Annotated in this window: 23 protein-coding genes, 1 other RNA gene and 1 pseudogene; 6 read left to right on the top strand and 19 right to left on the bottom strand. The window is 66.1% G+C overall.

The genetic code is table 11. The features are described from left to right. Window positions 1-30: 30 nt before the first annotated feature. On the bottom strand, window positions 31-933 hold the full coding sequence (locus BOO69_RS05100; protein WP_071970900.1) for a DMT family transporter: 903 nt from the start codon (window positions 931-933) through the stop codon (window positions 31-33). Window positions 934-970: 37 nt separating this feature from the next. Next, complete coding sequence (locus BOO69_RS05095) at window positions 971-1,567, bottom strand: LysE/ArgO family amino acid transporter (protein ID WP_071970898.1); 597 nt, start codon at window positions 1,565-1,567, stop codon at window positions 971-973. A 91-nt stretch (window positions 1,568-1,658) separates the two neighbouring features. Between BOO69_RS05095 and BOO69_RS05090 the strand changes: the two are divergent. Both BOO69_RS05090 and BOO69_RS05085 read left to right on the top strand, forming a co-directional pair. Beyond that, window positions 1,659-2,572 (top strand): annotated as a pseudogene (locus BOO69_RS05090) (LysR family transcriptional regulator ArgP). Between the two features lie 73 nt (window positions 2,573-2,645). After that, window positions 2,646-2,891, top strand: coding sequence for a hypothetical protein (locus BOO69_RS05085; RefSeq protein WP_071970896.1), 246 nt, complete (start codon window positions 2,646-2,648; stop codon window positions 2,889-2,891). A gap of 84 nt (window positions 2,892-2,975) precedes the next feature. Here BOO69_RS05085 and BOO69_RS05080 read toward each other — a convergent pair whose 3' ends face one another. After that, entirely contained in the window at window positions 2,976-3,722 is a 747-nt protein-coding gene (locus tag BOO69_RS05080) for a YebC/PmpR family DNA-binding transcriptional regulator (protein ID WP_071973647.1), read from the bottom strand. Window positions 3,723-3,874: 152 nt separating this feature from the next. Here BOO69_RS05080 and BOO69_RS05075 point away from each other — a divergent pair, with 152 nt between their 5' ends. Continuing rightward, a complete protein-coding gene (locus BOO69_RS05075; protein WP_071970894.1) occupies window positions 3,875-5,647 on the top strand; it encodes an SLC13 family permease in 1,773 nt (590 codons plus the stop codon). Window positions 5,648-5,715: 68 nt separating this feature from the next. Here BOO69_RS05075 and BOO69_RS05070 read toward each other — a convergent pair whose 3' ends face one another. Beyond that, window positions 5,716-7,212, bottom strand: a complete 1,497-nt coding sequence (locus tag BOO69_RS05070) for a serine-rich family protein (RefSeq protein WP_071970892.1) — start codon at window positions 7,210-7,212, stop codon at window positions 5,716-5,718. Window positions 7,213-7,545: 333 nt separating this feature from the next. Between BOO69_RS05070 and BOO69_RS05065 the strand changes: the two genes are divergently transcribed. Then, the gene (locus tag BOO69_RS05065) at window positions 7,546-8,580 is read left to right on the top strand and encodes a hypothetical protein (protein ID WP_071970890.1); all 1,035 of its coding nucleotides are present in this window, start codon (window positions 7,546-7,548) and stop codon (window positions 8,578-8,580) included. Here BOO69_RS05065 and BOO69_RS05060 read toward each other — a convergent pair. The 5 genes from BOO69_RS05060 to mgtE form a co-directional block, all read right to left on the bottom strand. Beyond that, the gene (locus tag BOO69_RS05060; protein WP_071973646.1) at window positions 8,577-10,349 is read right to left on the bottom strand and encodes an SLC13 family permease; all 1,773 of its coding nucleotides are present in this window, start codon (window positions 10,347-10,349) and stop codon (window positions 8,577-8,579) included. The two genes, BOO69_RS05065 and BOO69_RS05060, sit on opposite strands and share 4 nt — an antisense overlap. Window positions 10,350-10,467: 118 nt before the next feature. Beyond that, on the bottom strand, window positions 10,468-11,280 hold the full coding sequence (locus BOO69_RS05055) for a TIGR00282 family metallophosphoesterase (protein ID WP_071970888.1): 813 nt from the start codon (window positions 11,278-11,280) through the stop codon (window positions 10,468-10,470). Window positions 11,281-11,329: 49 nt separating this feature from the next. Further along, complete coding sequence (locus BOO69_RS05050) at window positions 11,330-12,520, bottom strand: hypothetical protein (RefSeq protein ID WP_156874862.1); 1,191 nt, start codon at window positions 12,518-12,520, stop codon at window positions 11,330-11,332. Window positions 12,521-12,655: 135 nt separating this feature from the next. Further along, complete coding sequence (locus BOO69_RS05045) at window positions 12,656-13,219, bottom strand: 5-formyltetrahydrofolate cyclo-ligase (protein WP_071970886.1); 564 nt, start codon at window positions 13,217-13,219, stop codon at window positions 12,656-12,658. After that, window positions 13,216-14,622, bottom strand: a complete 1,407-nt coding sequence (gene mgtE, locus BOO69_RS05040; RefSeq protein ID WP_071970884.1) for a magnesium transporter — start codon at window positions 14,620-14,622, stop codon at window positions 13,216-13,218. The genes BOO69_RS05045 and mgtE overlap by 4 nt, the downstream gene beginning before the upstream one ends. A gap of 100 nt (window positions 14,623-14,722) precedes the next feature. On the opposite strand from mgtE, the gene guaD reads away from it, so the two are divergent. Beyond that, complete coding sequence (gene guaD, locus BOO69_RS05035) at window positions 14,723-16,027, top strand: guanine deaminase (protein WP_071970882.1); 1,305 nt, start codon at window positions 14,723-14,725, stop codon at window positions 16,025-16,027. A 120-nt stretch (window positions 16,028-16,147) separates the two neighbouring features. Here guaD and BOO69_RS05030 read toward each other — a convergent pair whose 3' ends face one another. The 3 genes from BOO69_RS05030 to BOO69_RS05020 all read right to left on the bottom strand — a co-directional run bounded on the left by BOO69_RS05030 (window position 16,148) and on the right by BOO69_RS05020 (window position 18,840). Further along, window positions 16,148-17,488: an 8-oxoguanine deaminase gene (locus tag BOO69_RS05030; protein ID WP_071970880.1), complete on the bottom strand. Its 1,341-nt coding sequence runs from the start codon at window positions 17,486-17,488 to the stop codon at window positions 16,148-16,150. A gap of 112 nt (window positions 17,489-17,600) precedes the next feature. Then, the gene (gene hisN / locus BOO69_RS05025) at window positions 17,601-18,401 is read right to left on the bottom strand and encodes a histidinol-phosphatase (RefSeq protein WP_071970878.1); all 801 of its coding nucleotides are present in this window, start codon (window positions 18,399-18,401) and stop codon (window positions 17,601-17,603) included. Between the two features lie 64 nt (window positions 18,402-18,465). Next, window positions 18,466-18,840 (bottom strand): helix-turn-helix domain-containing protein, encoded by a 375-nt coding sequence (locus BOO69_RS05020; protein WP_071970876.1) that lies wholly within the window; start codon window positions 18,838-18,840, stop codon window positions 18,466-18,468. Window positions 18,841-19,520: 680 nt separating this feature from the next. On the opposite strand from BOO69_RS05020, the gene BOO69_RS05015 reads away from it, so the two are divergent. Beyond that, entirely contained in the window at window positions 19,521-20,297 is a 777-nt protein-coding gene (locus tag BOO69_RS05015; RefSeq protein WP_071970874.1) for a Bax inhibitor-1/YccA family protein, read from the top strand. 92 nt (window positions 20,298-20,389) lie between these two features. Here BOO69_RS05015 and BOO69_RS22970 read toward each other — a convergent pair whose 3' ends face one another. From BOO69_RS22970 to gatC, 7 genes are all read right to left on the bottom strand, one after another. Then, a complete protein-coding gene (locus tag BOO69_RS22970; protein WP_156874861.1) occupies window positions 20,390-20,536 on the bottom strand; it encodes a hypothetical protein in 147 nt (48 codons plus the stop codon). Window positions 20,537-20,698: 162 nt separating this feature from the next. After that, window positions 20,699-20,866 (bottom strand): 50S ribosomal protein L33, encoded by a 168-nt coding sequence (gene rpmG / locus BOO69_RS05010; protein WP_007119221.1) that lies wholly within the window; start codon window positions 20,864-20,866, stop codon window positions 20,699-20,701. A gap of 190 nt (window positions 20,867-21,056) precedes the next feature. Beyond that, window positions 21,057-21,478, bottom strand: an RNA gene (gene rnpB, locus BOO69_RS05005) — RNase P RNA component class A. Window positions 21,479-21,573: 95 nt separating this feature from the next. Beyond that, window positions 21,574-22,215, bottom strand: coding sequence for an N-acetylmuramoyl-L-alanine amidase (locus BOO69_RS05000; protein WP_071970872.1), 642 nt, complete (start codon window positions 22,213-22,215; stop codon window positions 21,574-21,576). A 12-nt stretch (window positions 22,216-22,227) separates the two neighbouring features. Beyond that, window positions 22,228-22,977: a hypothetical protein gene (locus BOO69_RS04995; protein WP_071970870.1), complete on the bottom strand. Its 750-nt coding sequence runs from the start codon at window positions 22,975-22,977 to the stop codon at window positions 22,228-22,230. A gap of 38 nt (window positions 22,978-23,015) precedes the next feature. Continuing rightward, complete coding sequence (gene gatA / locus BOO69_RS04990; protein ID WP_071970868.1) at window positions 23,016-24,503, bottom strand: Asp-tRNA(Asn)/Glu-tRNA(Gln) amidotransferase subunit GatA; 1,488 nt, start codon at window positions 24,501-24,503, stop codon at window positions 23,016-23,018. After that, the gene (gene gatC, locus BOO69_RS04985) at window positions 24,503-24,790 is read right to left on the bottom strand and encodes an Asp-tRNA(Asn)/Glu-tRNA(Gln) amidotransferase subunit GatC (RefSeq protein ID WP_071970864.1); all 288 of its coding nucleotides are present in this window, start codon (window positions 24,788-24,790) and stop codon (window positions 24,503-24,505) included. Before gatC ends, gatA begins: the two co-directional genes overlap by 1 nt. Between the last annotated feature and the right edge of the window lie 26 nt (window positions 24,791-24,816).

Raw genomic sequence — 24,816 nt, 5'->3', positions numbered from 1 at the left:
GTCAATCAATTAACCGCCGCCGGGGCGGCTTCAGACCTTGGTCTGGTACTTGATGGGGGTGATTTCCCGCTTCAGCATCGCTTCGCGCCAGGTGATGAAGGTCACCGAACCGAGAATGACGAAACCGCCCAGCACGACCCAGATGTCGACCGGTTCCGCGAAGGCGACAGCGCCCAGCGCCGTGGCCCAGACAAGCTGGAGAAACGTGACCGGCTGGGTCACCATGACCGGCGCCTCGGCAAAGGCGAGCGTCATCGTGTAGTGCCCCGCCGTCGCGAAGACCGCGACCGCCGTGAGCAGCATCAGCTCCCGCCCCGTGGGGGCGATCCAGACCGGCAGCGCGAAGGGCGCAAGCCCGATCGTGACGAAGATCGACATCATGGCGACCACGAGCGCCGGACGCACCTCGTCTGCGAGGACCTTGGCAAGCAGATACGACCCGGCAAAGACGACCGCTGCCGCCAGCATCGCAAGATGGCCGGGGCTGACCTCGCGAAAGCCGGGGCGCAGGATGATCGCGGCCCCCGCCAGTCCGAGAAGGACCGCGATGATCCGTCGCGCGGCCAGCTTCTCCCCGAGGAAAAGGGCCGCGCCGATGGTCACGTAGATGGGCGCCAGGTAGTTGAGGGCGGTCAGTTCGGCGATCGAGATCCGGGGCATGGCGAAGAACCACAGGATCACGCCCAGCGCGTGGCACAGCCCCCGAATGCCGAAGAGCGACCACTGGCGTCCCGTCGGGCGCGCCCGCAGGAGCGTCCCGATGGCGGGCAGCAGAAAGATCAGCCCGATGCCGTACCGGATGAACGCCGCCTCCGCCGAGGGCAGGCGCGGCCCCATGTACTTTACCAGTGCCGTCACGGCGAGAAAGCAGAAGCCGGTGATGAGCATCCAGAAGATACCGATCAAGGGACGATGGGGGCGCGGGCTTGTCATGGCGCGACCATGGCCCCGCCGGGGGCCGAGGGCAAGGTCACATCAGCAGCAGCCTGAGCGCGATCGCCCACATGGTCAGCGCGATGACCGCGTCGAGAACCTGCCAGCTGCGCGGGTTGGCGAAAAGCGGGCCGAGCAGCCGGGCGCCGAAGCCCAGCGAGAAGAAGAAACAGAAGCTGGCCAGAACCGCACCGGCCCCGAAGGCGAGCCTGTCCGGATACTGGGCCGAGATCGATCCCAGCAGGACGACGGTGTCGAGATAGACATGTGGATTGAGCCATGTCAGCGCCAGTAGCGTGAGGATCGTGGCCCCCAGCCCGGCCCCGTCGCCGCCCGCGACGGCGAGGGCCGCGCCGCCCCGCCAGGCGGACAGGGCGTTCTGCGCGCCATACCAAATGAGAAACGCCGCGCCGCCGTAGCGCATCAGGGGCTCGAACCACGGCAGATGCTCCGCCAGCCCGCCGAAACCGGCCACCCCCGCGGCGATCAGCACGGCGTCGGACAGCGCGCAGGTCATGCAGACCCAGAACACATGCGCCTGCCGCAGCCCCTGCCGCAGGACGAATGCGTTCTGCGCACCGATGGCCAGGATCAGCGTGAGGCTGAGCGCGAAACCGGGGAGAAATGAGGACATCGTGGAAAACCTGATGTGATTGCGCCGCTTGACTAGCGCCGGGGGTGAAATTACGCAAATTAATCCCTGTAACTTATGTTAAGAATTTTTAATGCCCCTCGATCCGCACCAGCTTGCCGCGCTTTCAGCGGTTCTACGCACCGGCAGCTTCGACGCCGCGGCGGCGGCACTGGGGTCACGCCCTCGGCGGTGTCGCAGCGGATCAAGGCGCTGGAGGAGAATGTCGGCACGACCCTCGTTCACCGCGGTCAGCCTTGTACCGGAACGCCCACCGGCACCCGGCTGGCCCGCCATGCGGAGGACGTGGCCCTGCTCGAAGCGGCGGCACTGGCCAACGTGGCCGGACGCACTGCCGCCACGCCCCGCGTGTCGCTGGCCGTTCCAGCGGACAGCCTCGCCACATGGCTGATCCCTGCGCTGGCACAGGTCGATGGGCTGCTGTTCGACCTTGCGCTGGACGATCAGGACACGTCGGACGACTGGTTGCGGCGGGGCGAGGTCAACGCGGCGGTGACCGGCAACGCCCGCGCGGCGCCCGGCTGCGACGTGTATCCGCTGGGCAGCCTGCGCTACGTGGCGACCGCCAGCCCCGCCTTCATGGCGCGGCATTTCGCGAGCGGCGTTTCGCTTGACGCGCTGGCGGCGGCGCCGGTGCTGGTGTTTAATCCCAAGGATCGGCTCCAGCATCGCTGGGCGGAAGCGCGGGGCGCGACCCGCTTCAACCCGCCGGTACACCACCTGCCGTCGAGCCATGGCTTCGTCGACGCGGCGTTGGGCGGGCTCGGTTGGGGGATGAACCCGGTGGCGCTGGTGCAAGACCACCTTGCGCGCGGCGACCTCGTGACGCTGCTGCCCGACACACCGCTGGACGTGCCGCTCTACTGGCAGGTCACGCGGGTGATGGACCCTGCCCTGAAACCTCTGACAGACGCGGTGAGAAAAATCGCAGCAGACCGCTTGCACCCGCCGCGCCGAAAGACCATGTCACAAAACGTACACATGTGAGTGATCCGGCTATGAAACTTCTGGCGCATCCCACCCGTGCCTCTAAATAACACGCAGCACCAAAGGACACGCCATGCTGGATAACAACAAAAAGATCGAAGTCAGCGCCGAGCAACTCGAAGTGATCGAGTCCGCGCTGCACACCCAGTCCAAGATTCTGAACGTTCAGGCCGAAGCGGGCGGAGATGCCGCGCGCCGGCGGCTGAACGAGGTGAAGCGCCTGTTGGCCCAACTGTCACAGCACAAACCGGCCGCGCAGGACCAGAGGTGCAGCCGCGGCGGCCTTGGATGGTTCAGGGCGGCCCGCAGCGTCGAGTAACCCCGCCGCACGAGTCCCTAACATGAAAAAACCGCCCCCGAGAGGGCGGTTTTTTGTTGATCCATCCTGTCGGAACCGAGCCCGTCAGCCGTTGAGCGCTTCCATGACCTCGTCGGAGGCTTCGAAGTTGGTGGTCACCCGCTGGACATCGTCGTCATCCTCCAGCGCGTCCACGAGCTTCATCAGCTTTTCCATGTTCTCGAGGTCCATTTCCGTGGTGGTCGTCGGGCGCCAGACCAGCTTGGTGGATTCGGATTCGCCCAGTTCCGCCTCCAGCGCCGTGGACACCTCGTTGAGGTCGGTATCCGCGCACCAGATGATGTGCCCTTCCTCGGAGCTCTCGACGTCTTCCGCGCCGGCCTCGATGGCGGCCATCATGACAGTGTCCGCATCCCCCGCGGACGCGGGATAGGTCACCTGCCCCTTGCGGTCGAACATGAAGCCCACCGACCCCGTCTCGCCGAGGTTGCCGCCGTTCTTGGTGAAGGTCGACCGCACGTTCGAGGCAGTGCGGTTGCGGTTGTCGGTCATAGCTTCGACGATCACCGCCACCCCGTTGGGGCCGTAACCCTCGTAGCGGATTTCCTCGTAATCCTCGCCGTCCTGAACCGTTGACTTCTTGATCGCGCGGTCGATCACGTCCTTGGGCACGGAAACCGCCTTGGCTTCCTTCACCGCCAGACGCAGGCGGGGGTTCTTGTCCGGATCGGGGTCGCCCATCTTGGCTGCGACCGTGATTTCCTTGGACATCTTGGAAAACACCTTGGCGCGAACCGAATCCTGCCGGTTCTTGCGGTGCTGGATGTTTGCCCACTTGGAATGGCCTGCCATGAAAACCTCATGTTCGATGAAAGCTGATATCGCGCCTCTATAAAACAGGCCACTGTCCCGGACAAGCCACAGCACCGGCCCGCCGCAGCTTTGCCAGCCACCGTCGATCAAGGCCGCTTTCCCGGCCCCCTCATCCAAGCTACACGGGTCTCATGACAACAGATCAGATCATCCTCTTCACCCTTTTCGGCGCCGTGTTCGGCCTCCTGCTCTGGGGGCGGTTCCGCTATGATCTCGTGGCCTTCGCCGCCCTGATGGCGGGCGTCGTGCTGGGCGTGGTCCCAAGCGAAACCGCCTTCGCGGGGTTCGGCCACCCGGCAACACTGGTGGTCGCGCTGGTGCTCGTGGTCTCGGCCGGGCTCGTGCGGTCGGGGGCGGTTCACCTCATCACCCGCACGCTTGTCGATTCCTCGCGGTCACTGGGCGCCCACATCACCCTGATGGGGGCCCTGGGCGGTGTCCTGTCGGCCTTCATGAACAATGTGGCGGCCCTTGCATTGCTGATGCCGGTGGACATCCAGACCGCGCGCAAGGCCGGGCGCAAACCGGGGCTGAGCCTCATGCCGCTGAGCTTTGCCACCATCCTCGGCGGGATGGCGACGCTGATCGGCACGCCACCCAACATCATCATCGCCAGCATCCGGCAGGAATCGCTGGGCGCGCCCTTTCGCATGTTCGATTTCGCACCGGTGGGCGGGCTGGCCGCGATTGCGGGCCTCGCCTTTGTCGCGCTGATCGGCTGGCGGCTGATCCCCGCGCGGGACGATGCGACGCTCGACCCCGAGGACATCTCGCAGTACATCGCCGAACTGACGGTGCCCGAGGGCAACAAGCAGATCGGCAATCGCCTGTCCGAACTGTTCGAAACGGCGGAGAAATCGGACGTCGCCATTCTGGGTCTGATCCGCGACGGCAAGCGCCGCTACGGCCAGTCGCGCAACGTGGTCCTGCAGGCGGGCGATGCGCTGGTACTCGAAGCGACGCCGGATGCGCTCGACGAATTCCGCACCACGCTCGACCTGGCCCTGGCCGACGAGAACCGGGAGGAACAGCTCAGGGCGGGTGGCGAAGGAGTCGAGATCATCGAGGTGGTGGTGCCCGAGAACACACGCCTGACCGGACGCACCGCGCAGACGGTCGGGCTGGCCTGGCGGCAGCGCACGATCCTGCTGGGCATCTCGCGCAAGGGACGCAAGATCACGTCGTCCCTGCGCACCACCGTGATCCAGCCGGGCGACATCCTGCTGCTGCTCGTGCCGCGCGAAACGGCGGCCCATGTCACCGACTGGCTGGGCGTGCTGCCCCTCGCGGACCGGGGACTGACCGTGACCGACAATGCCAAGGTCTGGGTGGCCATCGGCCTGTTCGGCGGTGCCGTGATCGCGGCCAGCCTCGGGCTGATCTACCTGCCCATCGCGCTGGGGCTGGTCGTGGTGGCCTTTGTCCTGACCCGCATTGTGCCGCTCTCCGAACTCTACACCCACATCGAATGGCCGGTGGTCGTGCTTCTGGGCTCGATGATCCCGCTGGGTGCGGCGCTGGAAACCTCGGGCGGGACGGAATTGATCGCGGGCGCGCTGGTGTCCCTGACCGAAGGGATGGCCCCATGGTTGGTGCTGACAGTGCTGATGGTGGTCACCATGTCGTTGTCGGACGTGCTGAACAACACGGCCACGACCATCGTGGCCGCGCCGGTGGGCATCCAGATGGCGCAGTCGCTGAACGTCTCGCCGGACCCGTTCCTGATGGCCGTCGCGGTGGCAGCGTCATCGGCGTTTCTCACCCCGATCGGGCACAAGAACAACACGCTGATCCTCGGGCCCGGGGGCTATTCCTTCGGCGACTACTGGCGCATGGGCCTGCCGCTCGAGATCATCGTGGTCGCCGTGTCGATCCCCGCGATCCTGTTCTTCTGGCCCCTATGATCCACCCGCGAACGCGAAAGGGGCGCACGGTTTCCCGTGCGCCCCGAGCTTCGACCGGATGATCCGGATCAGACCTCGATCAGGTCCTCTTCCTCTTCGGTCTCTTCCAGTTCCTCTTCCTCGTCCAGTTCGACCGTCATCAGCCCCATCACGTCTTCCAGCGTGATCTCGCTGTCGTCGGCGCCATCGGCCGGGTCGAAGGAAGGATCGTCGCTGGCGCTGACGCCCAGAACTTCGCCGGAACCGGTTTCGGAGTCGACCACGAGGCGCATGCCGGCAAAGTCGATGTCTTCGAAGTTGACCGGGCCGCTGTCGGACCAGAGCGTGAAGTTCGTCTGGCTGACGACCCCTTCCGCACTGTCCGCGACCTGACCGAATTGCAGACCCACGTCGTAGGGCTGATCGACCCCGGCGCCGTTGGGCAGCGCGGTGACGTTGTCGGCCTCGGTCTGGACATCGGTCAACTGGTAGCCCGGCGCATTCTCGTCCGGGAAGAAGTTGAGCGAGTCGAGTTCGCTGTCGTCGGTCAGGTTGAAGAACAGACCGTCGATGTCCGTGGGCGCACCGTCATACCCGGTCTGGCTGATGCTGACAAACAGCTGACCCTGCAGATCCTGCGTGACGGAGATGTCGATCTGGCCGTCGTCGCCCATCGTGTAGTGATAGGTGACCTTGCCGTCATCCGGTTCTTCGGGCGTGGTCGGTTCTTCGGGCTCTTCGCTGCCCTTGGTGCCGCAGGAGCCCTTGCCGGCGCCATCGGAGCCTTTGCCCGTGCCGTCGGAGCCCTTGCCGGTGCCATCCGAGCCTTTGCCCGTGCCGTCGGAGCCTTTGCCCGTGCCGTCAGAGCCCTTGCCGGTGCCGTCGGAACCGTTGCCAGTGCCGTCGGAGCCTTTGCCCGTGCCGTCGGAGCCTTTGCCGGTGCCGTCAGAGCCTTTGCCCGTGCCGTCGGAGCCTTTGCCAGTGCCGTCGGAACCTTTGCCAGTGCCATCGGAGCCCTTGCCGGTGCCGTCGGAACCCCACGACCAGCCCTTGCCGGTGCCGTCAGAACCCTTGCCCGTGCCGTCGGAGCCTTTGCCGGTCCCGTCTGAGCCCTTGCCGGTGCCGTCATGACCGTTGAACCACTTGTCGAACTTGTCGGCGAAATGGGACTTGCCGAAATGATCTGAGAGATGATTGTCGTACCACTTCGCGAACTTCGATCCCTCGACGCCGCCGTTGTGATAGGAATCTCCCCCGCAGGCGTCGCTGCCGGATCCCTTGCCGGTCGCGTCTGCGCTCTTGCCCGTGCCGTCGGATGCCTTGCCGCTGCCCTTGCCGGTCCCGTCGGACGCCTTGCCGCTGCCCTTGCCCGTGCCGTCGGAACCCTTGCCGCTGCCGTTGAACCAGTCGAACGACTTGCCGGACCCATCCGACCCCTTGCCGGTGCCGTCAGACCCTTTGCCGGTCCCGTCGGAGCCGTGCCCCCAGGTGTTGCCGAACCACTTGTTGGTGTGGCTGTTGCTGTTCCACGTGCTCTTCGTGTGGGATTTCCCCCAAGAACCGAAACTCGAGAATCTGAATGTCATATCCGCTTCCTTCAAATCGTAACTGGACAACGCTCAAGGGCGTGCCAAATGGGTTCGGCGCGCGGGCTGGTTTCCTGAACGTCAGGCGATGGGAATTTCTATCCCGACTGCCTTGTACCGGACAAACATTTTGACATTTTTCGCCTTGTTTTACTGGTTAAGGGCGCCATCCGGGAAACAGTCGGGAAGTCCCTCGAATGATTGTTCCGCCCTGCCGACCAATGGCGCCGGCGCGCTTCCGAATCAGTGCGCGACCCGCCCTGCCCGCGCCATATTGTGAACACGAAGCGCTGGTATGGGCGGTCGGAGGGTACAACCTGACAGGACCGTTTCATGACCGATACCGCCGGCACCACCACGCGCGACCACATCGTCCGGACCGCCGAAGCCTTCTTTGACCGACCGGTCGAGGACGTGACCGCACCGGGCGGCGAAAGCCGTTCGAGCTTTCGGTTGCGGATCGGCGGCCGCAGCCTGATCGCGACCCTGCGCCCCAATTTCCGCCGCACCCATCTGGAGGCCCACGTGCTGCGCGAACTGGGAGAGCACTGCGACGATCTGCCGGTCTGCCTCGGGGTGTCGGGAGAAGTGATGTTCCAGTCCGACGTGGGATCCCGGCGGCTGAACACGCTGATCGCCGCCGTGGACAAGAGCCGCAGGATCGACCTTGCCGCCGAGGCCGTGGCGGCGCTTTTCAGGATCCACGCGGCGGCCCGCAAGACGAAACTGCACGAGATCATGCCACACCTCGGCGCGACCGAATCCTGGGTGGAGACCTTCATCGGCGGGATCGACCAGTTGGAGGAACTGACCGGCGGGATCTCGAACGACTTCGACCGCAACGCCGCCTGCGCGGCGGTGGCCGTGACCGGCTACCAGTTCGTCAAGTGGGACTGCCGTTCAGGCAACGCGGCCCTCGGTGACGACGACCGACTGCGCTGGTTCGATTTCGAATATGCCGGGATGCGTCACGGGGCGGAGGATTTCGCATGGCTGATCGGGGACGAGGCGTGGCCGGTCGAACCGGACCGGATGGTGGACATGATGATCGACGCCTTCGACCCATCCTGCGGCATCCCGCTGGATGAATACATGCACTACCTCGCCATCTACATGACCTTTCACGCGACGCAGCGCCTGAACCTCGTCGCCCGCGAAGCGAAGAAACGCGGCTGGGCCAGCAAGCAGCATATCCGCAGGTTTGACGACGCGGGGCGCAACCCCGCGTTTGCCGTCCATATCGCAGAGGTGGGGGCCTACTTCTCGGATCAGACGACCCTGACCGCGCCGCTTACCCGCAACTTCCTCGCCGCCCGCGACGGCTTTGCCGAGATCCTGAAGGAACGGCTGGAGAAACGCAGCGCCTAGAAGAGAAACGGGATCGCGAGGCTCGCCACGACGGACATCAGCAGGTTCAGAGGCCCGCCGATGCGCAGGAAGTCGGTGAAGCGATAGCCGCCCGGACCGTAGACCAGCGTGTTGGTCTGGTATCCGATCGGCGTTGCAAAGGCGCAGGACGCCGCGATCATCACCGCCACGACCAGCGGGCGTGGGTCCAGCCCCAACGCCGTCGCCAGCGAAATCGCGATCGGTGTCATGATGACTGCCACCGCGTTGTTGGACACGACCTCTGTCAGCAGCGTCGTCAGCAGGAAGACGGCAAAGATCACGGCCCCGGGCGGCAGGGTCGCCAGCGTCGGGGCGATCCCGTCGACGATGAGCGCGATGGCACCGGAATTCTGCAGCCCCGCCCCCACCGCGAGCATGGCAAAGATCAGCGCGAGCAACCGACCGTCGACAAAGGAGAAGGCTTCTTCGGCGTCGATACAGCCGGTCACCAGCACCAGCGCCACGGCGATCACCGCCAGAAGCAGGATCGGGGCGACGTTCAGCGCCGCCAGCACGACGATCCCGATCAGCGCGCCGATGGCGATGGGCGCGTGTCCCCGGCGAAAAGCGCGTGCGGACGGCGTACTTACATCGACCATGTCCATGTCGGCCGCCAGCCGCTGGATGTCTTCCGGGGCCCCCTCCAGAAGCAGCGTATCGCCGACCTTGACGATCAGGTCGTCGAGCTGGCGCCCGATGTTCTGGTTGCGGCGGTGAACCGCCAGCGGATAGACGCCATACCGCCGGCGCAGGCGCATGGACCCAAGCGAGCGGCCCACCATGCGGCATCCCGGCGTGATGAGCACCTCGACTGTGCGTGTTTCCACGGCCGAAAGCTGGTCGACCCGTTTGAGTTCCTTGTTCTTCTGCAGGCTGAGCAGTTCCGTCATCTCGGTCCGCAGGACCACCCGGTCCCCCACCTGCAATTCGACCCCCTGCAACGCGCGGCGCAGCGACTGATCGCCGCGGATCACGTCGATCAGGCGCACGCCCTCGCGCTTGAACAGGTTCACGTCCAGCACCTCGCGACCGATCAGGTTGCTCTCGGGCGGGATCACCGCTTCGGTGAAGAATTTCATCTTGGACCGGTCGCTGAGCATCGTGGCCATGCTGTCGCGATCGGGCAGCAGCTTGCGACCCAGCAGCCCCATGTAGAGCAGGCCCGTGACGCAAACCACGAGGCCGATCGGCAGGATCTCGAAGATGCCGAAGGGCGCAAGCCCCTGTGACCGCGCCACGCCGTCCACCAGCAGGTTCGTCGAGGTGCCGATCAGCGTGAGCGATCCGCCCATGATCGCCGCGTAGCTGAGCGGGATCAGCAGTTTCGACGCCTTGGCGCCCAGCGTCTTGCTGAGCTGTACCACGACCGGAATCATGACCACCACCACCGGCGTGTTGTTCATGATCGCGGAAGCGCCCATGACCGAAAGAATGACACCCACCACCGCGGACTTGGGATGGCTGCGGGCGTAGCGTTCGGCGGTCTGCGTGAGCACGTCCAGAGCCCCGGTGCGTACCAGCGCGCCCATCACGATGAACATCGCGGCGATGGTCCACGGGGCGGAATTGGACAGCACCGCCTGCGCGTCCTCGTAGGGCAGCACACCGATCGCCAGCAAGGTCGCGGCCCCCGCGATCGCGACCACCTCGGTCGGGAAGGATTCACGCAGGAACAGCACGAACATGATCACGACGACGGTCAGCGTCAGAACGGCACTTTCGGTGGGTGAAAAACTCAGGAAGTTCAGCAAGGTGTTGCAACCTTTTGATGGATCATCGGGCACTGTGATCCAACACGCGGCGCCCTGCAAGCGCGCGTGGAGTCTCGGTGTGGAATGGGTGCCGAAACGGCACAGGCGGTGGGGCTCAGGGCGCGCTTTGCTGCAACGTGCCACCCGTCCGGACGGGAACCACCCGCGTGGCCCGACCGGTGCGGTCGTCCGTCTCGATGTAGATGCCCGAAAGCGTCGCCTCGCCGTTCGCGGGAACGAACCGTTCCTTCGGCATGCCGGTGATGAACCGCCGCAGCGGCTCCGTCTTTTCCATCCCGATGACGGAATGGTAGTCGCCGCACATGCCCGCGTCGGTCATGTAGGCGGTACCACCGGGCAGGATCATCGCATCCGCCGTTGGCACATGGGTGTGGGTGCCCACCACCAGCGACGCCCGCCCGTCGCACCAGTGGCCCATCGCCATCTTCTCCGACGTCGCCTCGCAGTGGAAATCCACGATGACGGCTTGTGCCAGCCCGCCGGGCGGATGGGTCTTCAGCACCGGCTCCAGCGCCGAGAAGGGATCGTCGAAGGGCCGCTTCATGAAAACCTGCCCGAGCGCCTGCGTGACCAGCACTTTCTTGCCGTTGCGCGCCGAGAACAGGCGCGCGCCCCGGCCCGGCGCGGACTTGGAAAAGTTCAGCGGCCGGATGATACGCGGCTCCTGCTCGATGAAACTGAGCATGTCCTTTTGGTCGAAGGCATGGTCGCCCAGCGTCAGGCAGTCGGCGCCGGCATCCAGCAGCAGCTTGGCATGCGCGCCCGACAGGCCCATGCCGCCGGTCGCGTTCTCGCCGTTCACGACGATGAAGTCGAGTTTCCAGTCCGTCCGCAGGCGGTCGAGGTTTTCGGTGATGGCACGGCGCCCAGCGCGGCCCATCACATCGCCGAGAAAGAGTATGTTCATACCCCTGCGATAGGCCTACACGGTGCCGAGGGCAAGGGCCAGCGCCGCCCTACCCCTCGACCGCCTGTCCGAATACGGCGATCGACGCGGCAAGGATCGCCAGACCGCCAAAGCCCGCGGCGCGCGCCCTGTCGCCGCGCCGGACAGCGGCCAGCGCGGCAACGGCGCACTGCAGGGCGTAGTAGACCGCGAAAGCACGTGAGGCGAGGCTGATAATCCGGAACACGTCCGTCGCCCAGGTGAGCGCCACCCCTGTCGCCGTCAGGATCGCATAGCCGGCCCGGGGCCGGATGCGCCCCGCCGACAGTTCGGACATCAGCCCGCCGGAGCCGCTGGTATCGGCCACCGCCGCGCTGAACTGCGCCGCGAGCGCGGCCACCACCAGCAGCAGCGGCAGGATCGGGGTGATCACCCCCATCATGTCCACGATAGCCGTTTCGCTGAAAGCCAGCTGGTCGCGCCGGAAGGTAAAGCCGATCAGCAGGATATAGGTCAGGTAGATCGCCGACGACAGCCACTGCGCCCATTTCATCGACCGCACCCGCGTTTCGGTGTCGTAGGTCGCGCCGAGATAGCGGGAGGTTTCGAAACCCTGAACGGTCACGATCAGGCCGAAACCGAGGGTGATCGCGCCCCAGCCGGTCACGCCGGTCTCGAGAAAGACCAGCCCGCCCCGCGCCGCCTTGTCACCAAAGAAGAAGCCCAGTCCGACCAGCAGACCGGCGATGATGGCCAGCTTGATGCTGACGGAAAGGTACTCCATCGCCTCGAGCGAGCGGAACCCGCTGGTCCAGCCGACACCGCAGATGATGGCATAGACCGCCGTCGTGACGGATCGGGCAAAGATCGGATCGTCGAAGCGGGTCAAGCTGACGGCGAATGCACCGAAGAGATTGAGGTAATAGGCCACGGACACGATGTAGGCGAACGCCAGCGCCCAGGAGGCGACGGTTTCGATCCCGTCCGGCCACGGGGCATCGCGGGCGTCGGCCGCGCGCATGTTGTAGCGTATGGCACCGCCCAGCAGGTAGCTGCCAAGGCAGAGCGCTGCCATGACGGCAGGTGCATAGGCGCCGTAGGCGTTGGTCAGGATCGGCCCCAGCACCAGAAAGCCGCTGCCGATGATGGAGGCCAGCGGCGTGGTCATCGCCCGCCAGATGGCCGAGGACCGCAGGCGCGGCCACCACAGGATCGCGGAGGCAGCGGCGACGGCGGCGAAGATCAAGAGATTGAGCAGCATGAGGGCGACCGGACATTCCGCAGGGCGGTCCCTGCGGCGTGTTCTTGAACCCGGTTTTCGGCTGATGCAATCCCCCGCGGGGTCGCCCCCTGTCGCGGTCCCTGCCCTGCCCGGTCCGCGCGCGGCCTGTCCGGTTCAGCCGGAGATCTCGATCACGCCGGCTTCGGTCACGATGAGGTCCAGCCGCTCGTCGGTGGGTTCGAGCGGCAGGTCATCCACCTCCTGCCCCGCAAACGCAAAGCCGATGGCCATCGTCGGACGCCGGTCGCGCAGCATCTGCAGCGTGCGATCGTAGAAGCCGCCGCCATAGCCAAGCCGACCGCCCGCGCGATTGAACGCCAGCAGGGGCACGATCAGGATCTCGGGTTCGAAGAATGCCGGCAGCGCCGGGATCAGCGCCCCGAAGGCGCCCGGGACCATTTCTGTTCCCGGCTGCCAGGAGGCGAATTTCAGCGGCTGTGCTGCCGCCTCGATCACCGGCACGCCCACCTGTCCGTGGGCCGCCGCCTCGGCCATGGCCGGCGTCGGGTCGATTTCCGTCCGGATCGGCATGAAACCTGACAGCGGCACACCGCGATAGCCTGCCAGCACTTCGCTGAGGTAGCCTGCCTGCGCGGCGGTCGCGCTGTCGTAAAGCGGCTTGCGCCGGGCGAAGGCGGCCTTGCGCGCCGCCGCCTTGACCGCTGCCAGATCGGTCACAGAAGCACCGCCGCCGCCAGTCCGAGAAAGGCGAAGAAGCCCACGACGTCCGTCACCGTGGTGACGAAGGCCCCCGAGGCGAGCGCCGGGTCCACACCGACCTTCTCGAGCAGCACCGGGATCCCGGTGCCAGCCAGCCCGGCGATCACCATGTTGATCACCATGGCCGCCGCGATCACGTAGCCCAGCGCGGGCGAGCCGAACCAGACCAGTCCCACGATCCCCATGACAACCGCGAACACCGCGCCGTTGATCAGCCCGACCGCGCATTCGCGGCGGATGACCCGCCAGACGTTCGACCCCGTGAGGTCCTTGGTCGCGATGGCCCGCACCGCCACGGTCAGGCTCTGGGTGCCCGCGTTGCCCCCCATGGAGGCGACGATGGGCATCAGCACGGCAAGGGCCACGACCTGCGCGATCGCCTCCTCGAAGAAGGAGATCACGATCGACGCGGCAATCGCCGTCACGAGGTTGACCGCCAGCCAGGGCAGCCGGCGGCGGGTGGTCGCACGCACCGAGTCCGACAGGGTCGATTCACCGTCCACACCGGCCAGCCGCAGGATGTCCTCCTCGTGTTCCTCGTCCAGCACGGCCATGGCGTCGTCGATGGTGATGACCCCGATCAGGCGCCCCTCGTCATCGACGACAGGGGCGGAAATCAGGTGATACTGGTTGAAGGCGTAGGCCACGTCCCCCTCGTCCCGCATCGCCGGAATGACCTGGAAGGTCTGCTCCAGCAGGTCCTTGAGGGGTGTCGCGCGCTTGGACCGCATCAGCTTGCCCAGCGTCACGTTGCCCACCGGATGCAGGCGCGGGTCCACCATGATGATGTGGTAGAACTGGTCGGGAAGGTCTTCCTCGGGCGTATTGCGCAGATGGTCGATGGCCTCGCCCACGGTCCAGTGTTCCGGCGCCATCACGACCTCGCGCTGCATCAGGCGGCCCGCGGAATACTCGGGATAGCTCAGCGACTGCTGGACCGCCGCACGCTCGGTGTCTTCCAGCGCGCCGAGGATCGCTTCCTGCTGCGCATCCTCCAGGTCCTCGATCAGGTCCACCACGTCGTCGCTGTCGAGGTCGCGCACCGCCTGCGTCAGCACCTGCGGCGTCAGCACCGCGATGACGTCCTCGCGTATGCTCTCATCCAGCTCCGACAGGATGTCGCCGTCGAATTCCATCCCGTAAAGCCGGATCAACCGGCTGCGGTCAAAGGCGTTCACCTGCTCCAGAAGGTCGGCGATATCGGCCGGGTGCAGAGGCTCCATCAACTCGACGAGCTTGTCGCGATCCTCGATGTCCACGGCATAGAGAACCGCGGCGACCTTCTTGGGCTCGAGCGCGTAATCCGTGCGCTCCGCCTCCTCTTCGGGGGCGTCTTCCTGCAACTCGACCTGATCAGACATACCGGTGACTCCCCTTGCCTCGGAGGACCATATTCAAGCGGTCCGGGGGACACAATGCTTGGGCGTTGTGCATGGGGTGCGACCTGCCTAATGTGCCGACATGACAGCCGGAATCCTCCTCATCGGTCCCCTCCTGCGCTATGCCGCCGACCCGTTCGCGACCCCGTGGTCCGACGCGGTCCGGATCGACACCGAAGGGGCAGTGCTGCTGCGGGACGGCCGCATCGCGCAGGTCGGACAGGCCCCCGCGCTGATCGCGGCGAACCCGCAGGCGCGGCAGGTCCGGTACAGCGCAGACCACCTGATCTGCCCCGGTTTCGTCGATGCCCATGTGCATTATCCGCAGACCGCCATCATCGCGTCATGGGGCAAGCGCCTGATCGACTGGCTGAACAGCTATACCTTTCCCGAGGAAATGCGCCTGGCCGATCCGGACTATGCCGGGGAAATCGCCGCGCGCTACCTCGACCTCGTCCTCGCGGAGGGGACCACCACGGTGGCGAGCTATTGCACGATCCACCCCCACAGCGTCGATGCCTTTTTCGAGGCGGCGGCGGCGCGGGGCATGGCGGTCGTGGCGGGCAAGACCTGCATGGACCGGAACGCCCCCGAAGGGCTGCGGGATACACCGCAATCGGCCTACGATGACAGCAACGCCCTGATCGGCCGCTGGCACGGGCGGGGGCGCGCGACCTACGCGATCACGCCGCGGTTCTCCCCCACGTCCACGCCGGAGCAGCTGGCGGCGCTCGGTGCCCTCTGGCAGGCGCATCCCGGCTGCCTGATGCAGACCCACCTCAGCGAGCAGACGGACGAAATCGCCTGGGTGCGCGGCCTCTACCCGCAGGCGCGCGACTACCTCGACACCTACGAGGCGCACGGGCTGCTGGGCGACCGCGCCGTCTACGGGCACGCCATTCACCTGGAGCCCCGCGAAATCGACCGCCTCTCGGAAACGGGGGCGGCGCTTGTGCATTGCCCCACGTCGAACACCTTCATCGGCTCGGGCCTGTTCGACTTGGCGGGATTGTCGGCGCGCGGCGTGCCCCTGGGGCTGGCGACGGATACCGGCGGCGGCTCCTCCTTCTCGATGCTGCGCACCATGGCCGCCGCCTACGAGATCGGACAGTTGCGCGGCACGCCCCTGCACGCGGCGCAGCTTGTCTGGCTCGCCACGGCGGGATCCGCGCGGAGCCTGCACCTGCAGGGCCGGATCGGCAGCATCGAATCGGGACATGACGCCGACCTTGCGGTGCTGAACCTCGCCTCGAGCCCGGCCATCGCGCAGCGCCATGCCCGTGCCGCCGACATGTGGGAAAGCCTTTTCGCCACGATCATGATGGGCGACGACCGCGCCATCGCGGATGTCTGGGTCTCGGGCCGGCAGGTCCGGGCGCGCCCCTAGCCTTCATTGTTCCTTAAATACACCGGCACGACGCCACCAAACGTGCGGCACATACGGCCCCCGGGGCTCAGGCCCGCAACAGGCACCCGGAATGGCGTGCGGCACAGCCGCTCCGCCGGGTCACGCCTGTTGCTGCAGGGCCCGCGCGAGACTGTTCTGGCGGGCGATGGCCGCGCCCAGATCGAAACGGGTGATCTGCCCGTCCCGCACCACCGCGCGCCCCTCGACCAGGAGGTCGCGGACCGTGGTCGGACCTGCCAGCAGCAGGGCGGCAAGGTCCCAGCTTCCGGCCGCTTCGATCCACCGCATGTCCCAGATCGCGACATCCGCGCGCTTGCCGACCGCCAGCCGGCCGCACTCCGGGCGACCCAGCACGTCCGCCCCGCCCCGGGTCGCGATTTCCAGCGCCTCGCGGGCGGACATGGCATCGGCTCCCGACACCACCCGCTGCAGAAGCATGGCCTGGCGCGCCTCGGCCACGAGGTTGCCCGCGTCGTTGCTGGCCGATCCGTCCACCCCCAGCCCCACGCGGACCCCGGCCAGCCGCATGGCCCTGACAGGCGCCACGCCCGATCCCAGCCGGCAGTTGGAGCAGGGACAATGCGCGACACCCGTACCGGTCGCGGCGAACAGGGCGATCTCGCTCTCGTCCAGCTTCACGCAATGGGCGTGCCAGACATCCGGCCCGGTCCAGCCAAGGTCCTGCGCGTATTGCCCCGGCCGACAGCCGAATTTTTCCAGCGAATAGGCGACGTCCTCGTCATTCTCCGCCAGGTGCGTGTGCAGCATCACCCCCTTGTCCCGCGCCAGAAGCGCCGCCTCGCGCATCAGGTCCCGGCTGACCGAGAACGGCGAACAGGGGGCAATTGCCACCCGGCACATGGAACCGGGCGCAGGATCGTGAAACGCGTCAATCACGCGGATGCAGTCCGCGAGGATCGCCGTTTCGTCCTCCACCAGCACGTCCGGCGGCAGCCCTCCCTGGCTTTCGCCGATGCTCATGGCGCCGCGGGTCGGCTGGAAGCGCAGCCCAACGTCGCGCGCGGCCTGCACCGTATCGTCGAGCCGGGATCCGTTCGGATAGAGATAGAGATGATCGGCACTGAGCGTACATCCCGAAAGCGCCAGTTCCGCCAGCCCCACCAGTGCGGAGGTGTAGACGTGATCGGGCGTGAACCGCGCCCAGATCGGATAGAGCGCGCTGAGCCACCCGAACAGCAGCGCATCCTGCGCCGCCGGAACCGCCCGGGTCAGCGTCTGATAGAGGTGGTGATGCGTGTTCACCAGACCCGGCGTCACGAGGCAGCCGGAGGCATCGATCACCTCTCCCTGGGTATGCAGACCGCGACCGATCTCGACGATCTCGCCGTTTGCCAGGCGCAGGTCGGCATCGCGCAATTCGTGCCGGGCGTCATCCATGGTGAGGATGTGGCCGGCATTCCGGATCAGGGTTTCGGACAAGGTCGGATCTCTCGTGCCCGCCTCAGGGGTGACTTCCTGCCGATGGAAAGCGGGCCCGAGAACCGACAGGCGACCAGATAACAGCGCGCCCTGCCGCCGGTCAAGACGATGCTCAATAGCCGCGCAGGATCTCCAGCGCCTGGGCGTGGATCTCGGGGTTTGCCGCGGCCAGGGCGCGTCCGCCCAGATGCGCCGGTGCGCCCTGCCAGTCGGTGACGATACCGCCGGCCGCCTGCACCACGGCGATGGGCGCTTGTATGTCATAAGGGGCCAGACCGGCCTCGATCACGAGGTCCACCTGCCCCGCCGCAAGAAGGGCGTAGGCGTAGCAGTCCATCCCGTAGCGGGTCAGCCGGGCGCGGGCCGCGACCGCGTGGAAACCCGCGCGATCGCTGTCGGCGCCGACTTCCGGAAACGTCGTGAAGACCACCGCCTCGGACAGGTCCCGGGGGGGCCGCGTCACCAGCGCGCGCGGTCCCGCGGGCCCGCTCATCCCCGCGCCGTCAGGTGCGCCCTCGAAACGTTCGCCGATATAGGGCTGGTCGATGATGCCATAGAACGGCCCCTGCAGATCGCTCACGGCGATCAGCACGCCCCAGGTGGGCGTTCCGCTGATGAAACCACGCGTGCCATCGATGGGGTCGAGCACCCAGGTCAGGCCGGACTGCCCCTCCTGCTGGCCGAATTCCTCGCCCAGGATGGCGTCGTCGGGCCTTTCCCGGCGCAGGATGTCACGCATTGCGTGTTCCGCCGCCTTGTCCGCGATGGTGACCGGGTCGAAACCGGTATCCAGCTTGTTTTCGGCCAGCAGCGCGCTGCCGCGGAAATGCGGCAGGATCGCCTCGCGTGCCGCATCCGCAAGCAGGTGCGCCACGCGCCGGATATCGGTATCGAAGGAAGTGCGGGTGGTCATGCGCCGTCAGTGCCAGCTTGGATCGGGACGCGCAAGCCTCTGATGTCGGGTGGCGACGCTCCGGTCAGGCGACGTCGCTCAGGACGCGGGCCAGCTCGAAAAGGCGGCGGCGCTGGTTCTGCGGGATCGCGTAGTAGGAGCGGATGAGATCCATCGCTTCCTTGTCGCTCAGCAGATCGACAGGCACGGCGCTATCCTGCGTCGCGGCGGAGGCCTCACCCTGTTCGAGACCGTCGAAGAAGTACGCGACCGTCACGTCGAGGGCGTCTGCAATATCCCACAGACGCGATGCGCTGACCCGGTTGGCGCCCGTTTCGTATTTCTGGATTTGCTGAAACTTGATGCCGACCAGTTCGGCCAATTTCTGTTGCGTCATACCCGTCAGCCAGCGGCGCTGACGAATTCTCTTCCCGACATGCACGTCTACTTTATGTGCCATCTCGCTTCTTCCTTACTTTTCACTTGCTAACACGCGCCTGGCGGCACCACGCTGATTACACATATCAAGACGACAACTTGTCGTTCCTGCAGGGTACCCTATGCAACTTTGCTTTCCTTGGAAAGGAATTCTCACCATCTGCCATCTACGCTATTAACATAATGGAAACGAGCCGATTTGGTTCACATGCTGGTTACATTTTTCGCGCTGACACCGTTTTGCCGCAATAAAAACATCTTTCCCGGCAGCGGCCTTTGGCAAATTCCCCGGATGGTTATGGCGACCAATCGCGCCTTCGCGCCCCTCTTGCCGGGGCGAGGCAGCACGAAGCCGGATCGACCGTGCCCTTCGATGTGCCTCCGATTCGCCCCCGAAGCGCTGATGCGAGGTCCGGTCAGCACCGCCAAGGAGCTGCCGTGGTCGCGCCACTTTCCGCGGCGCACGGTCGGTCGTCGGGGGCCCGCAGGGCAGCGACCTTGGCCGGATGGCGGCGACACCGCCCACTGGGACGTTCCGTCGCACGGGCCAAATCCGCGCTAAAAACAACGAATGCCTGCATAAATCGCGCCTGCCGGACACGCGATTGCTACTTGAAATGCCGGGCGGCAGTCCCGATATTCGACGGGATACCGTCCGCATCCCGCGTGGTAAGACACACTTAGCCAATTGGAGGTCCATGAATGGCCGACGTGAATACAATCCGGACACAGACCGGAACCCGCGCCGCCGCAATCGACGAGGGGCTGCGCGCCCATATGAACAAGGTCTACGGCACGATGTCCGTAGGCATGCTGATCACCTTTGCCGCCGCCTGGGCGATTTCGGGCCTTGCGGTCACGAATGATCCATCCGGGGCGGCAGGCCAGATCGGTGCGGACCGCTACCTGACGGACTTCGGCTACGCGCTCTACGCCTCGCCGCTCAAGTGGCTGGTGATGTTCGCCCCCCTCCTGTTCGTCTTCGGCTTCGGTGCCGCGATCAACAAGATGTCGGCTGCGACCGCGCAGACCGTCTTCTACATCTTCGCCGCCGTCATGGGCGTGTCGATCAGCTCGATCTTCCTCGTTTTCACGGGGTACTCCATCGCGCAGATCTTCCTGATCACCTCGATCGCGTTCGCGGGCCTGTCGCTCTGGGGTTACACCACGAAGAAGGACATTTCCGGCTGGGGCAGCTTCCTCATCATGGGCGTCATCGGCCTGATCGTCGCGTCGATCGTGAACATCTTCCTCGGCTCGCCTGCGCTGATGTTCGCCATTTCGGCGATCGGTGTCCTGATTTTCGCCGGTCTGACCGCTTACGACACCCAGCGGATCAAGTCCGAGTACCTGGCCCATGCCAGCCACGGCGACAGCGAGTGGCTTGGCAAGGCCGCGATCATGGGCGCGCTGAGCCTGTATCTGAACTTCATCAACATGTTCATGATGCTGCTGCAGCTGTTCGGCAATCGCGAATAATCCACACGCACATGGTGCGATGCGGGGCCGGCCTTGAAAGGGCCGGCCCTTTTTCTTGCGCCACGCCCAAAGGTGTGGCGCCCTCACCCGGGTCAGAAGGGTTCGGTACCGACACCCGTGAAACCGATGCTGTGGGAATAGGCACCACCGTAGATCGGCGCCGGCGGGGGACCGCCGAGTTTTCCGTTGCAGGCGGACACCAGACCCACAAGGGTCAGGACAGCGATCATCTTGCTCATGTGACGTTCCTTGGCAGCTAGGGACCCCGCGACTATCGCCGCTTGCCCCGTAGACCGCAAGCACAGTCGTCCTAGGCCCCGCCACCGGACCGGGACGTGGCACCCGGAAATGCAAAGGGCCGCGCGAAACGCGCGGCCCTGCAAACCCTGGTCGAGGCGATCTTACTTGATCTTGCCTTCCTTGTATTCGACGTGCTTGCGCGCAACGGGATCGTATTTCTTGATGACCATCTTTTCGGTCATGGTGCGCGCGTTCTTCTTGGTGACGTAGAAATGGCCTGTGCCCGCGGACGAGTTCAGACGGATCTTGATCGTGGTTGGCTTTGCCATCTTGCTTCTCCTGCTGCCGACCGCTCCGGGGGTCAGGCGTGAATTCTGAACCCCGGCTTTTACCCGGATGCGCCCCCGAGTCAACAGCAAAAGGCGCAAGAATTCCAATCTCGGCGCCGGGCCCGCGCGGGGGCGGAAAATTGCAATTTTCCGGTCCGGATTTCTTGAAAAAATCCGGACCCCGACACAAACGCGCGGAAGGCCTGTAAGCCGGATTCTGTCCCGGGGTTGCCCCCTTGGATGACCATTCCTCTGACCCTGCGGTTGCCCGCAGGGCTACAGCTGCCAACCCGGACCTGCTGGGGCAAAAGCGGCCCCGCCCCGGCCCGAAGGCCGGTGGCGCGCGGTCCCTATTTGGCATTGCTCCCGGTGGGGCTTGCCATGCCGCCCCTGTTGCCAGCGGCGCGGTGGGCTCTTACCCCACCTTTTCACCCTTACCCCGCAGCGGTTTCGGTCACCCGACCTGCGGCGGGGCGGTTTCGTCTCTGTGGCGCTTTCCGTCGGGTTGCCCCGCCCGGGCGTTACCCGGCACCGTCACTTTTCGGAGTCCGGACTTTCCTCCCCGCGCATCCGCCGGAGCGAATGCGGCGAAGCGGCCATCCAGCCTTCCGCGCGACGTTCGGAATAGGCGCATCATGCCGACCGCGTCAAGGATGGGAAGCCGGGCGTTCGAGTATTTGCAGCATAAAGAAGCGAGGAGTCGCGTCTCAGACCGGCGGCAGCGCCAAATCGGCGTCACAGAGGGGCCCGTGGCGCCAGGGCCCGTGCCGCAGGCGTGTCGCGGCAAGCAGCGTGTCGAACGGCACATCGGCGGTGTAGCCGGCGGCCCGGGCCGCCGCGCGAAAGGCAGCTTCGCTGACCCGTGTCTCCCTTGGTGCCGGGGTCGGCACGGCGAGCCCTCTCAGGGCAAGGCGTTGCCAGTCGAAGCGGGGGCCGGGATCCTGTTTCCGCCCGGGCGCGATATCGGAATGGCCAAGCACCCCGGCGGCGGGAATACCCCATCGGTCCATGAGATCGCGCAGCAGCTTTTCCAGCACCTGCATCTGCGGTTCCGAAAACGGGTGGTCGCCCCGGTTGTCGAGTTCGATGCCGATGGAGCGCGAATTGATGTCCTGCTGTCCCGCCCATTCCCCGGCGCCGGCGTGCCAGGCGCGCATCTCCTCGGCCACCAGTTGCAGGCAGCGGCCATCGGCGGCGATGAGGTAATGGGCCGAGACCTCGGCCTGCGGATCGCATAACCGCGCCAGCGCGGCCTCGGCGCTTTGCATCGCGGTATAGTGGATGACGATCAGCCGGGGCGTGAGCCCGTCACGCCGCGGCCCGAAGTTCGGAGAGGAGGCGACCGCCATCCCGGCGCGGGCTCAGCCGGCCCGGGCTGCCCGGCGGAACGGTGTCGGATCCCAGTTGCAGGCGAAACCGTCGCCGTCGGGGTCCATGCCGTTGCGGTCCTTTTCCGGTCCGCCTGCCTCGAGAAAGGCGATCTGCGCCTGATCGGGGTGGGAATACTGCGCGCAGGCACGGGCGAACTTGGACGCCTTGTTCAGGCCGATGCGGCGGTAGACCTGCGTGCCGCGCGCGTTGGTGGTGCGCAGCGCGTAGGCCACGATGTTGGGGCCCGCGTCGGCACGGTCGGGCAGCGCCTGGGGCTGGACGACCTGGTACTGCGCGCGGTTGGCGGCCAGACGCGCGGCGTCATCGCCGATGCTGCGCTGTCCCGACACGGCGTCGAAGTTGTTCTCGTTGGAAATGCCCGCGCTGTTCAGGACGGCGGGCGGCGGGTTCGAGGGGCTGGCGTTCACCGGCGCCACGCCGGAATTGGTCGCGGCGTCGTTGCCGATGCCATTGCCGGCGCCGGGACGCGTCGCGGCAAGCACGCGCGCGGTTTCGGCGGCCGTCGCTTCGGCAGACCCTTCGGCAGGTGTCGGAAGCGGGGCGGCGGTGACGGCCGCCGGGGCCGGCACGGTGCCGCCCGCCAGCGCGGCGTCACGGGCCTGCCGCTGGGCGCGGTCGCTGTCGCCAAAGCCCACCCCGCGGCCGGAATCGGGCACGGCGGGCTGGCAGGCGGCAAGCGCCACGCCAGTGGCGACAAGAATAAGGGAACGTGCAATCATGGGCTCAGCTTCGCATTTCGGAAAGAACGAGGGGCGGTCTACCACCATTTGTCGGGCTTGGCCACAAACCCGGCGCTGCGTTCCAGCGCATAGGCGGAAGACAGCAGGTCGGCTTCCTCCCACGGACGCCCGATCAGCTGAAGTCCCAGCGGCAGACCCCGGCTGTCCTGCCCCGTCGGCACCGCGATTCCGGGCAGACCCGCCAAGTTCACGGTGACGGTGAACACGTCATTGAGGTACATCGCCACGGGATCGGCATCAGCCATCTCGCCCAGACCGAAGGCGGCCGAGGGGGTCGCGGGGGTCAGGATGCTGTCGATGCCCTCGGCAAAAACGTTTTCGAAGTCACGCTTGATCAGGGTGCGGACCTTGCGGGCGCGGTTGTAGTAGGCGTCGTAGAAACCTGCGGAAAGCACGTAGGTGCCGATCATGACGCGGCGCTGGACCTCGGCTCCGAAACCTTCGGCGCGGGTCTTTTCGTACATTTGCGTGATGCCGTCACCCTGTTCGAGCCTGGCGCGGTGGCCGTATCGCACGCCGTCGTACCGCGCGAGGTTCGAAGAGGCTTCGGCGGGGGCGATCACGTAGTAGGCCGGCAGCGCGTACTTGGTGTGCGGCAGGGAAATGTCCACGATCTCGGCGCCCGCGTCGCGCATCATGGCGATCCCGTCGGACCACAGCTTCTCGATCTCCTCGGGCATGCCGTCCATCCGGTATTCCTTCGGAATGCCGATCTTCTTGCCGCGAATGTCGCCGGTCAGGGCCGCTTCGAAGTCCGGGACCGGCAGATCGGCGGAGGTGCTGTCCTTGGGGTCGTGCCCGCACATCGTGCCCAGCATGATGGCGGCGTCGCGGACCGACTTGGTCATCGGTCCGGCCTGGTCGAGGCTGGAGGCGAAAGCGACGATGCCCCAGCGCGAGCAGCGGCCATAGGTCGGTTTGATCCCGACCGTGCCGGTGAACGCGGCGGGCTGGCGGATCGACCCGCCCGTGTCCGTTCCCGTGGCCGCAAGGCAGAGATCGGCCGCCACCGCGGCGGCGGAGCCGCCCGACGAACCGCCCGGCGTCAGCGCGCTGTCATCGTTGCCGCGCCGCCAGGGATTCACGGCGTTGCCGTAAACCGAGGTTTCGTTCGACGACCCCATGGCGAATTCATCCATGTTGAGCTTGCCCAGCATGACCGCACCGGCGTCGAACAGGTTCTGGCTGACGGTGCTTTCGTATTCCGGCAGGAAGCCCTGCAGGATACGTGATCCGGCCTGGCTCGGCACGCCCTTGGTGCAGAAGAGATCCTTGATCCCGATCGGCAGGCCGCACATGGCCGGCGCATCGCCCGCCTTGATCCGCTTGTCCGCGGCATCGGCCTGGGTCATGGCGATGTCGGGCGTATGATGCACGAAGGCGTTGAGCGCGCCCGCGCCCTCGATCGCTTTCAGGCAGGCTTCGGTCAGTTCCCGCGCGCTGGTCTCGCCCGCACGCAGGGCATCGCGGGCTTCCGCAAGGCCCATCTTGTTCAGATCGCTCATCATTCAACCACCTTCGGCACGGCAAAGAAACCCTCGCGCGCGTCCGGCGCGTTCTTGAGAACGGCGTCCTGCCGGTCGCCGTCCGTGACCACGTCCTCGCGCCGCTTCAGCCGCTGCGGGGTTACGGAAGTCATCGGCTCCACCCCGTCCACGTCGACTTCGCTCAGCTGTTCGATGAACCCGAGGATGCCGTTGAAATCCTGCGCCAGCGCCGGAAGCGCCTCGGGGTCGACCTTGATCCGTGCCAGTTTCGCCACGCGGGCGGCGGTGCTCTCGTCGATTGACATGAACGCTCTCCATCTCTTTGCGGTGC

Source organism: Sulfitobacter alexandrii (assembly GCF_001886735.1).
Lineage (GTDB): Bacteria > Pseudomonadota > Alphaproteobacteria > Rhodobacterales > Rhodobacteraceae > Sulfitobacter > Sulfitobacter alexandrii.
This window is presented reverse-complemented; position numbering and strand designations above follow the sequence as displayed.

Bases quoted from the DNA above. Each gene is read 5' to 3' on its own strand.
- BOO69_RS05055 (WP_071970888.1), bottom strand. From the start codon at position 11,280: ATGAACATACTCTTTCTCGGCGATGTGATGGGCCGCGCTGGGCGCCGT.
- BOO69_RS05100 (WP_071970900.1), bottom strand. From the start codon at position 933: ATGACAAGCCCGCGCCCCCATCGTCCCTTGATCGGTATCTTCTGGATG.
- rpmG (WP_007119221.1), bottom strand. From the start codon at position 20,866: ATGGCAAAGCCAACCACGATCAAGATCCGTCTGAACTCGTCCGCGGGC.
- BOO69_RS05065 (WP_071970890.1), top strand. From the start codon at position 7,546: ATGACCGATACCGCCGGCACCACCACGCGCGACCACATCGTCCGGACC.
- BOO69_RS05015 (WP_071970874.1), top strand. From the start codon at position 19,521: ATGGCCGACGTGAATACAATCCGGACACAGACCGGAACCCGCGCCGCC.
- BOO69_RS05050 (WP_156874862.1), bottom strand. From the start codon at position 12,520: ATGCTGCTCAATCTCTTGATCTTCGCCGCCGTCGCCGCTGCCTCCGCG.
- BOO69_RS05095 (WP_071970898.1), bottom strand. From the start codon at position 1,567: ATGTCCTCATTTCTCCCCGGTTTCGCGCTCAGCCTCACGCTGATCCTG.
- BOO69_RS22970 (WP_156874861.1), bottom strand. From the start codon at position 20,536: ATGAGCAAGATGATCGCTGTCCTGACCCTTGTGGGTCTGGTGTCCGCC.
- guaD (WP_071970882.1), top strand. From the start codon at position 14,723: ATGACAGCCGGAATCCTCCTCATCGGTCCCCTCCTGCGCTATGCCGCC.
- BOO69_RS05000 (WP_071970872.1), bottom strand. From the start codon at position 22,215: ATGGCGGTCGCCTCCTCTCCGAACTTCGGGCCGCGGCGTGACGGGCTC.
- BOO69_RS04995 (WP_071970870.1), bottom strand. From the start codon at position 22,977: ATGATTGCACGTTCCCTTATTCTTGTCGCCACTGGCGTGGCGCTTGCC.
- gatA (WP_071970868.1), bottom strand. From the start codon at position 24,503: ATGAGCGATCTGAACAAGATGGGCCTTGCGGAAGCCCGCGATGCCCTG.
- BOO69_RS05080 (WP_071973647.1), bottom strand. From the start codon at position 3,722: ATGGCAGGCCATTCCAAGTGGGCAAACATCCAGCACCGCAAGAACCGG.
- hisN (WP_071970878.1), bottom strand. From the start codon at position 18,401: ATGACCACCCGCACTTCCTTCGATACCGATATCCGGCGCGTGGCGCAC.
- BOO69_RS05070 (WP_071970892.1), bottom strand. From the start codon at position 7,212: ATGACATTCAGATTCTCGAGTTTCGGTTCTTGGGGGAAATCCCACACG.
- BOO69_RS05020 (WP_071970876.1), bottom strand. From the start codon at position 18,840: ATGGCACATAAAGTAGACGTGCATGTCGGGAAGAGAATTCGTCAGCGC.
- mgtE (WP_071970884.1), bottom strand. From the start codon at position 14,622: ATGTCTGATCAGGTCGAGTTGCAGGAAGACGCCCCCGAAGAGGAGGCG.
- gatC (WP_071970864.1), bottom strand. From the start codon at position 24,790: ATGTCAATCGACGAGAGCACCGCCGCCCGCGTGGCGAAACTGGCACGG.
- BOO69_RS05075 (WP_071970894.1), top strand. From the start codon at position 3,875: ATGACAACAGATCAGATCATCCTCTTCACCCTTTTCGGCGCCGTGTTC.
- BOO69_RS05085 (WP_071970896.1), top strand. From the start codon at position 2,646: ATGCTGGATAACAACAAAAAGATCGAAGTCAGCGCCGAGCAACTCGAA.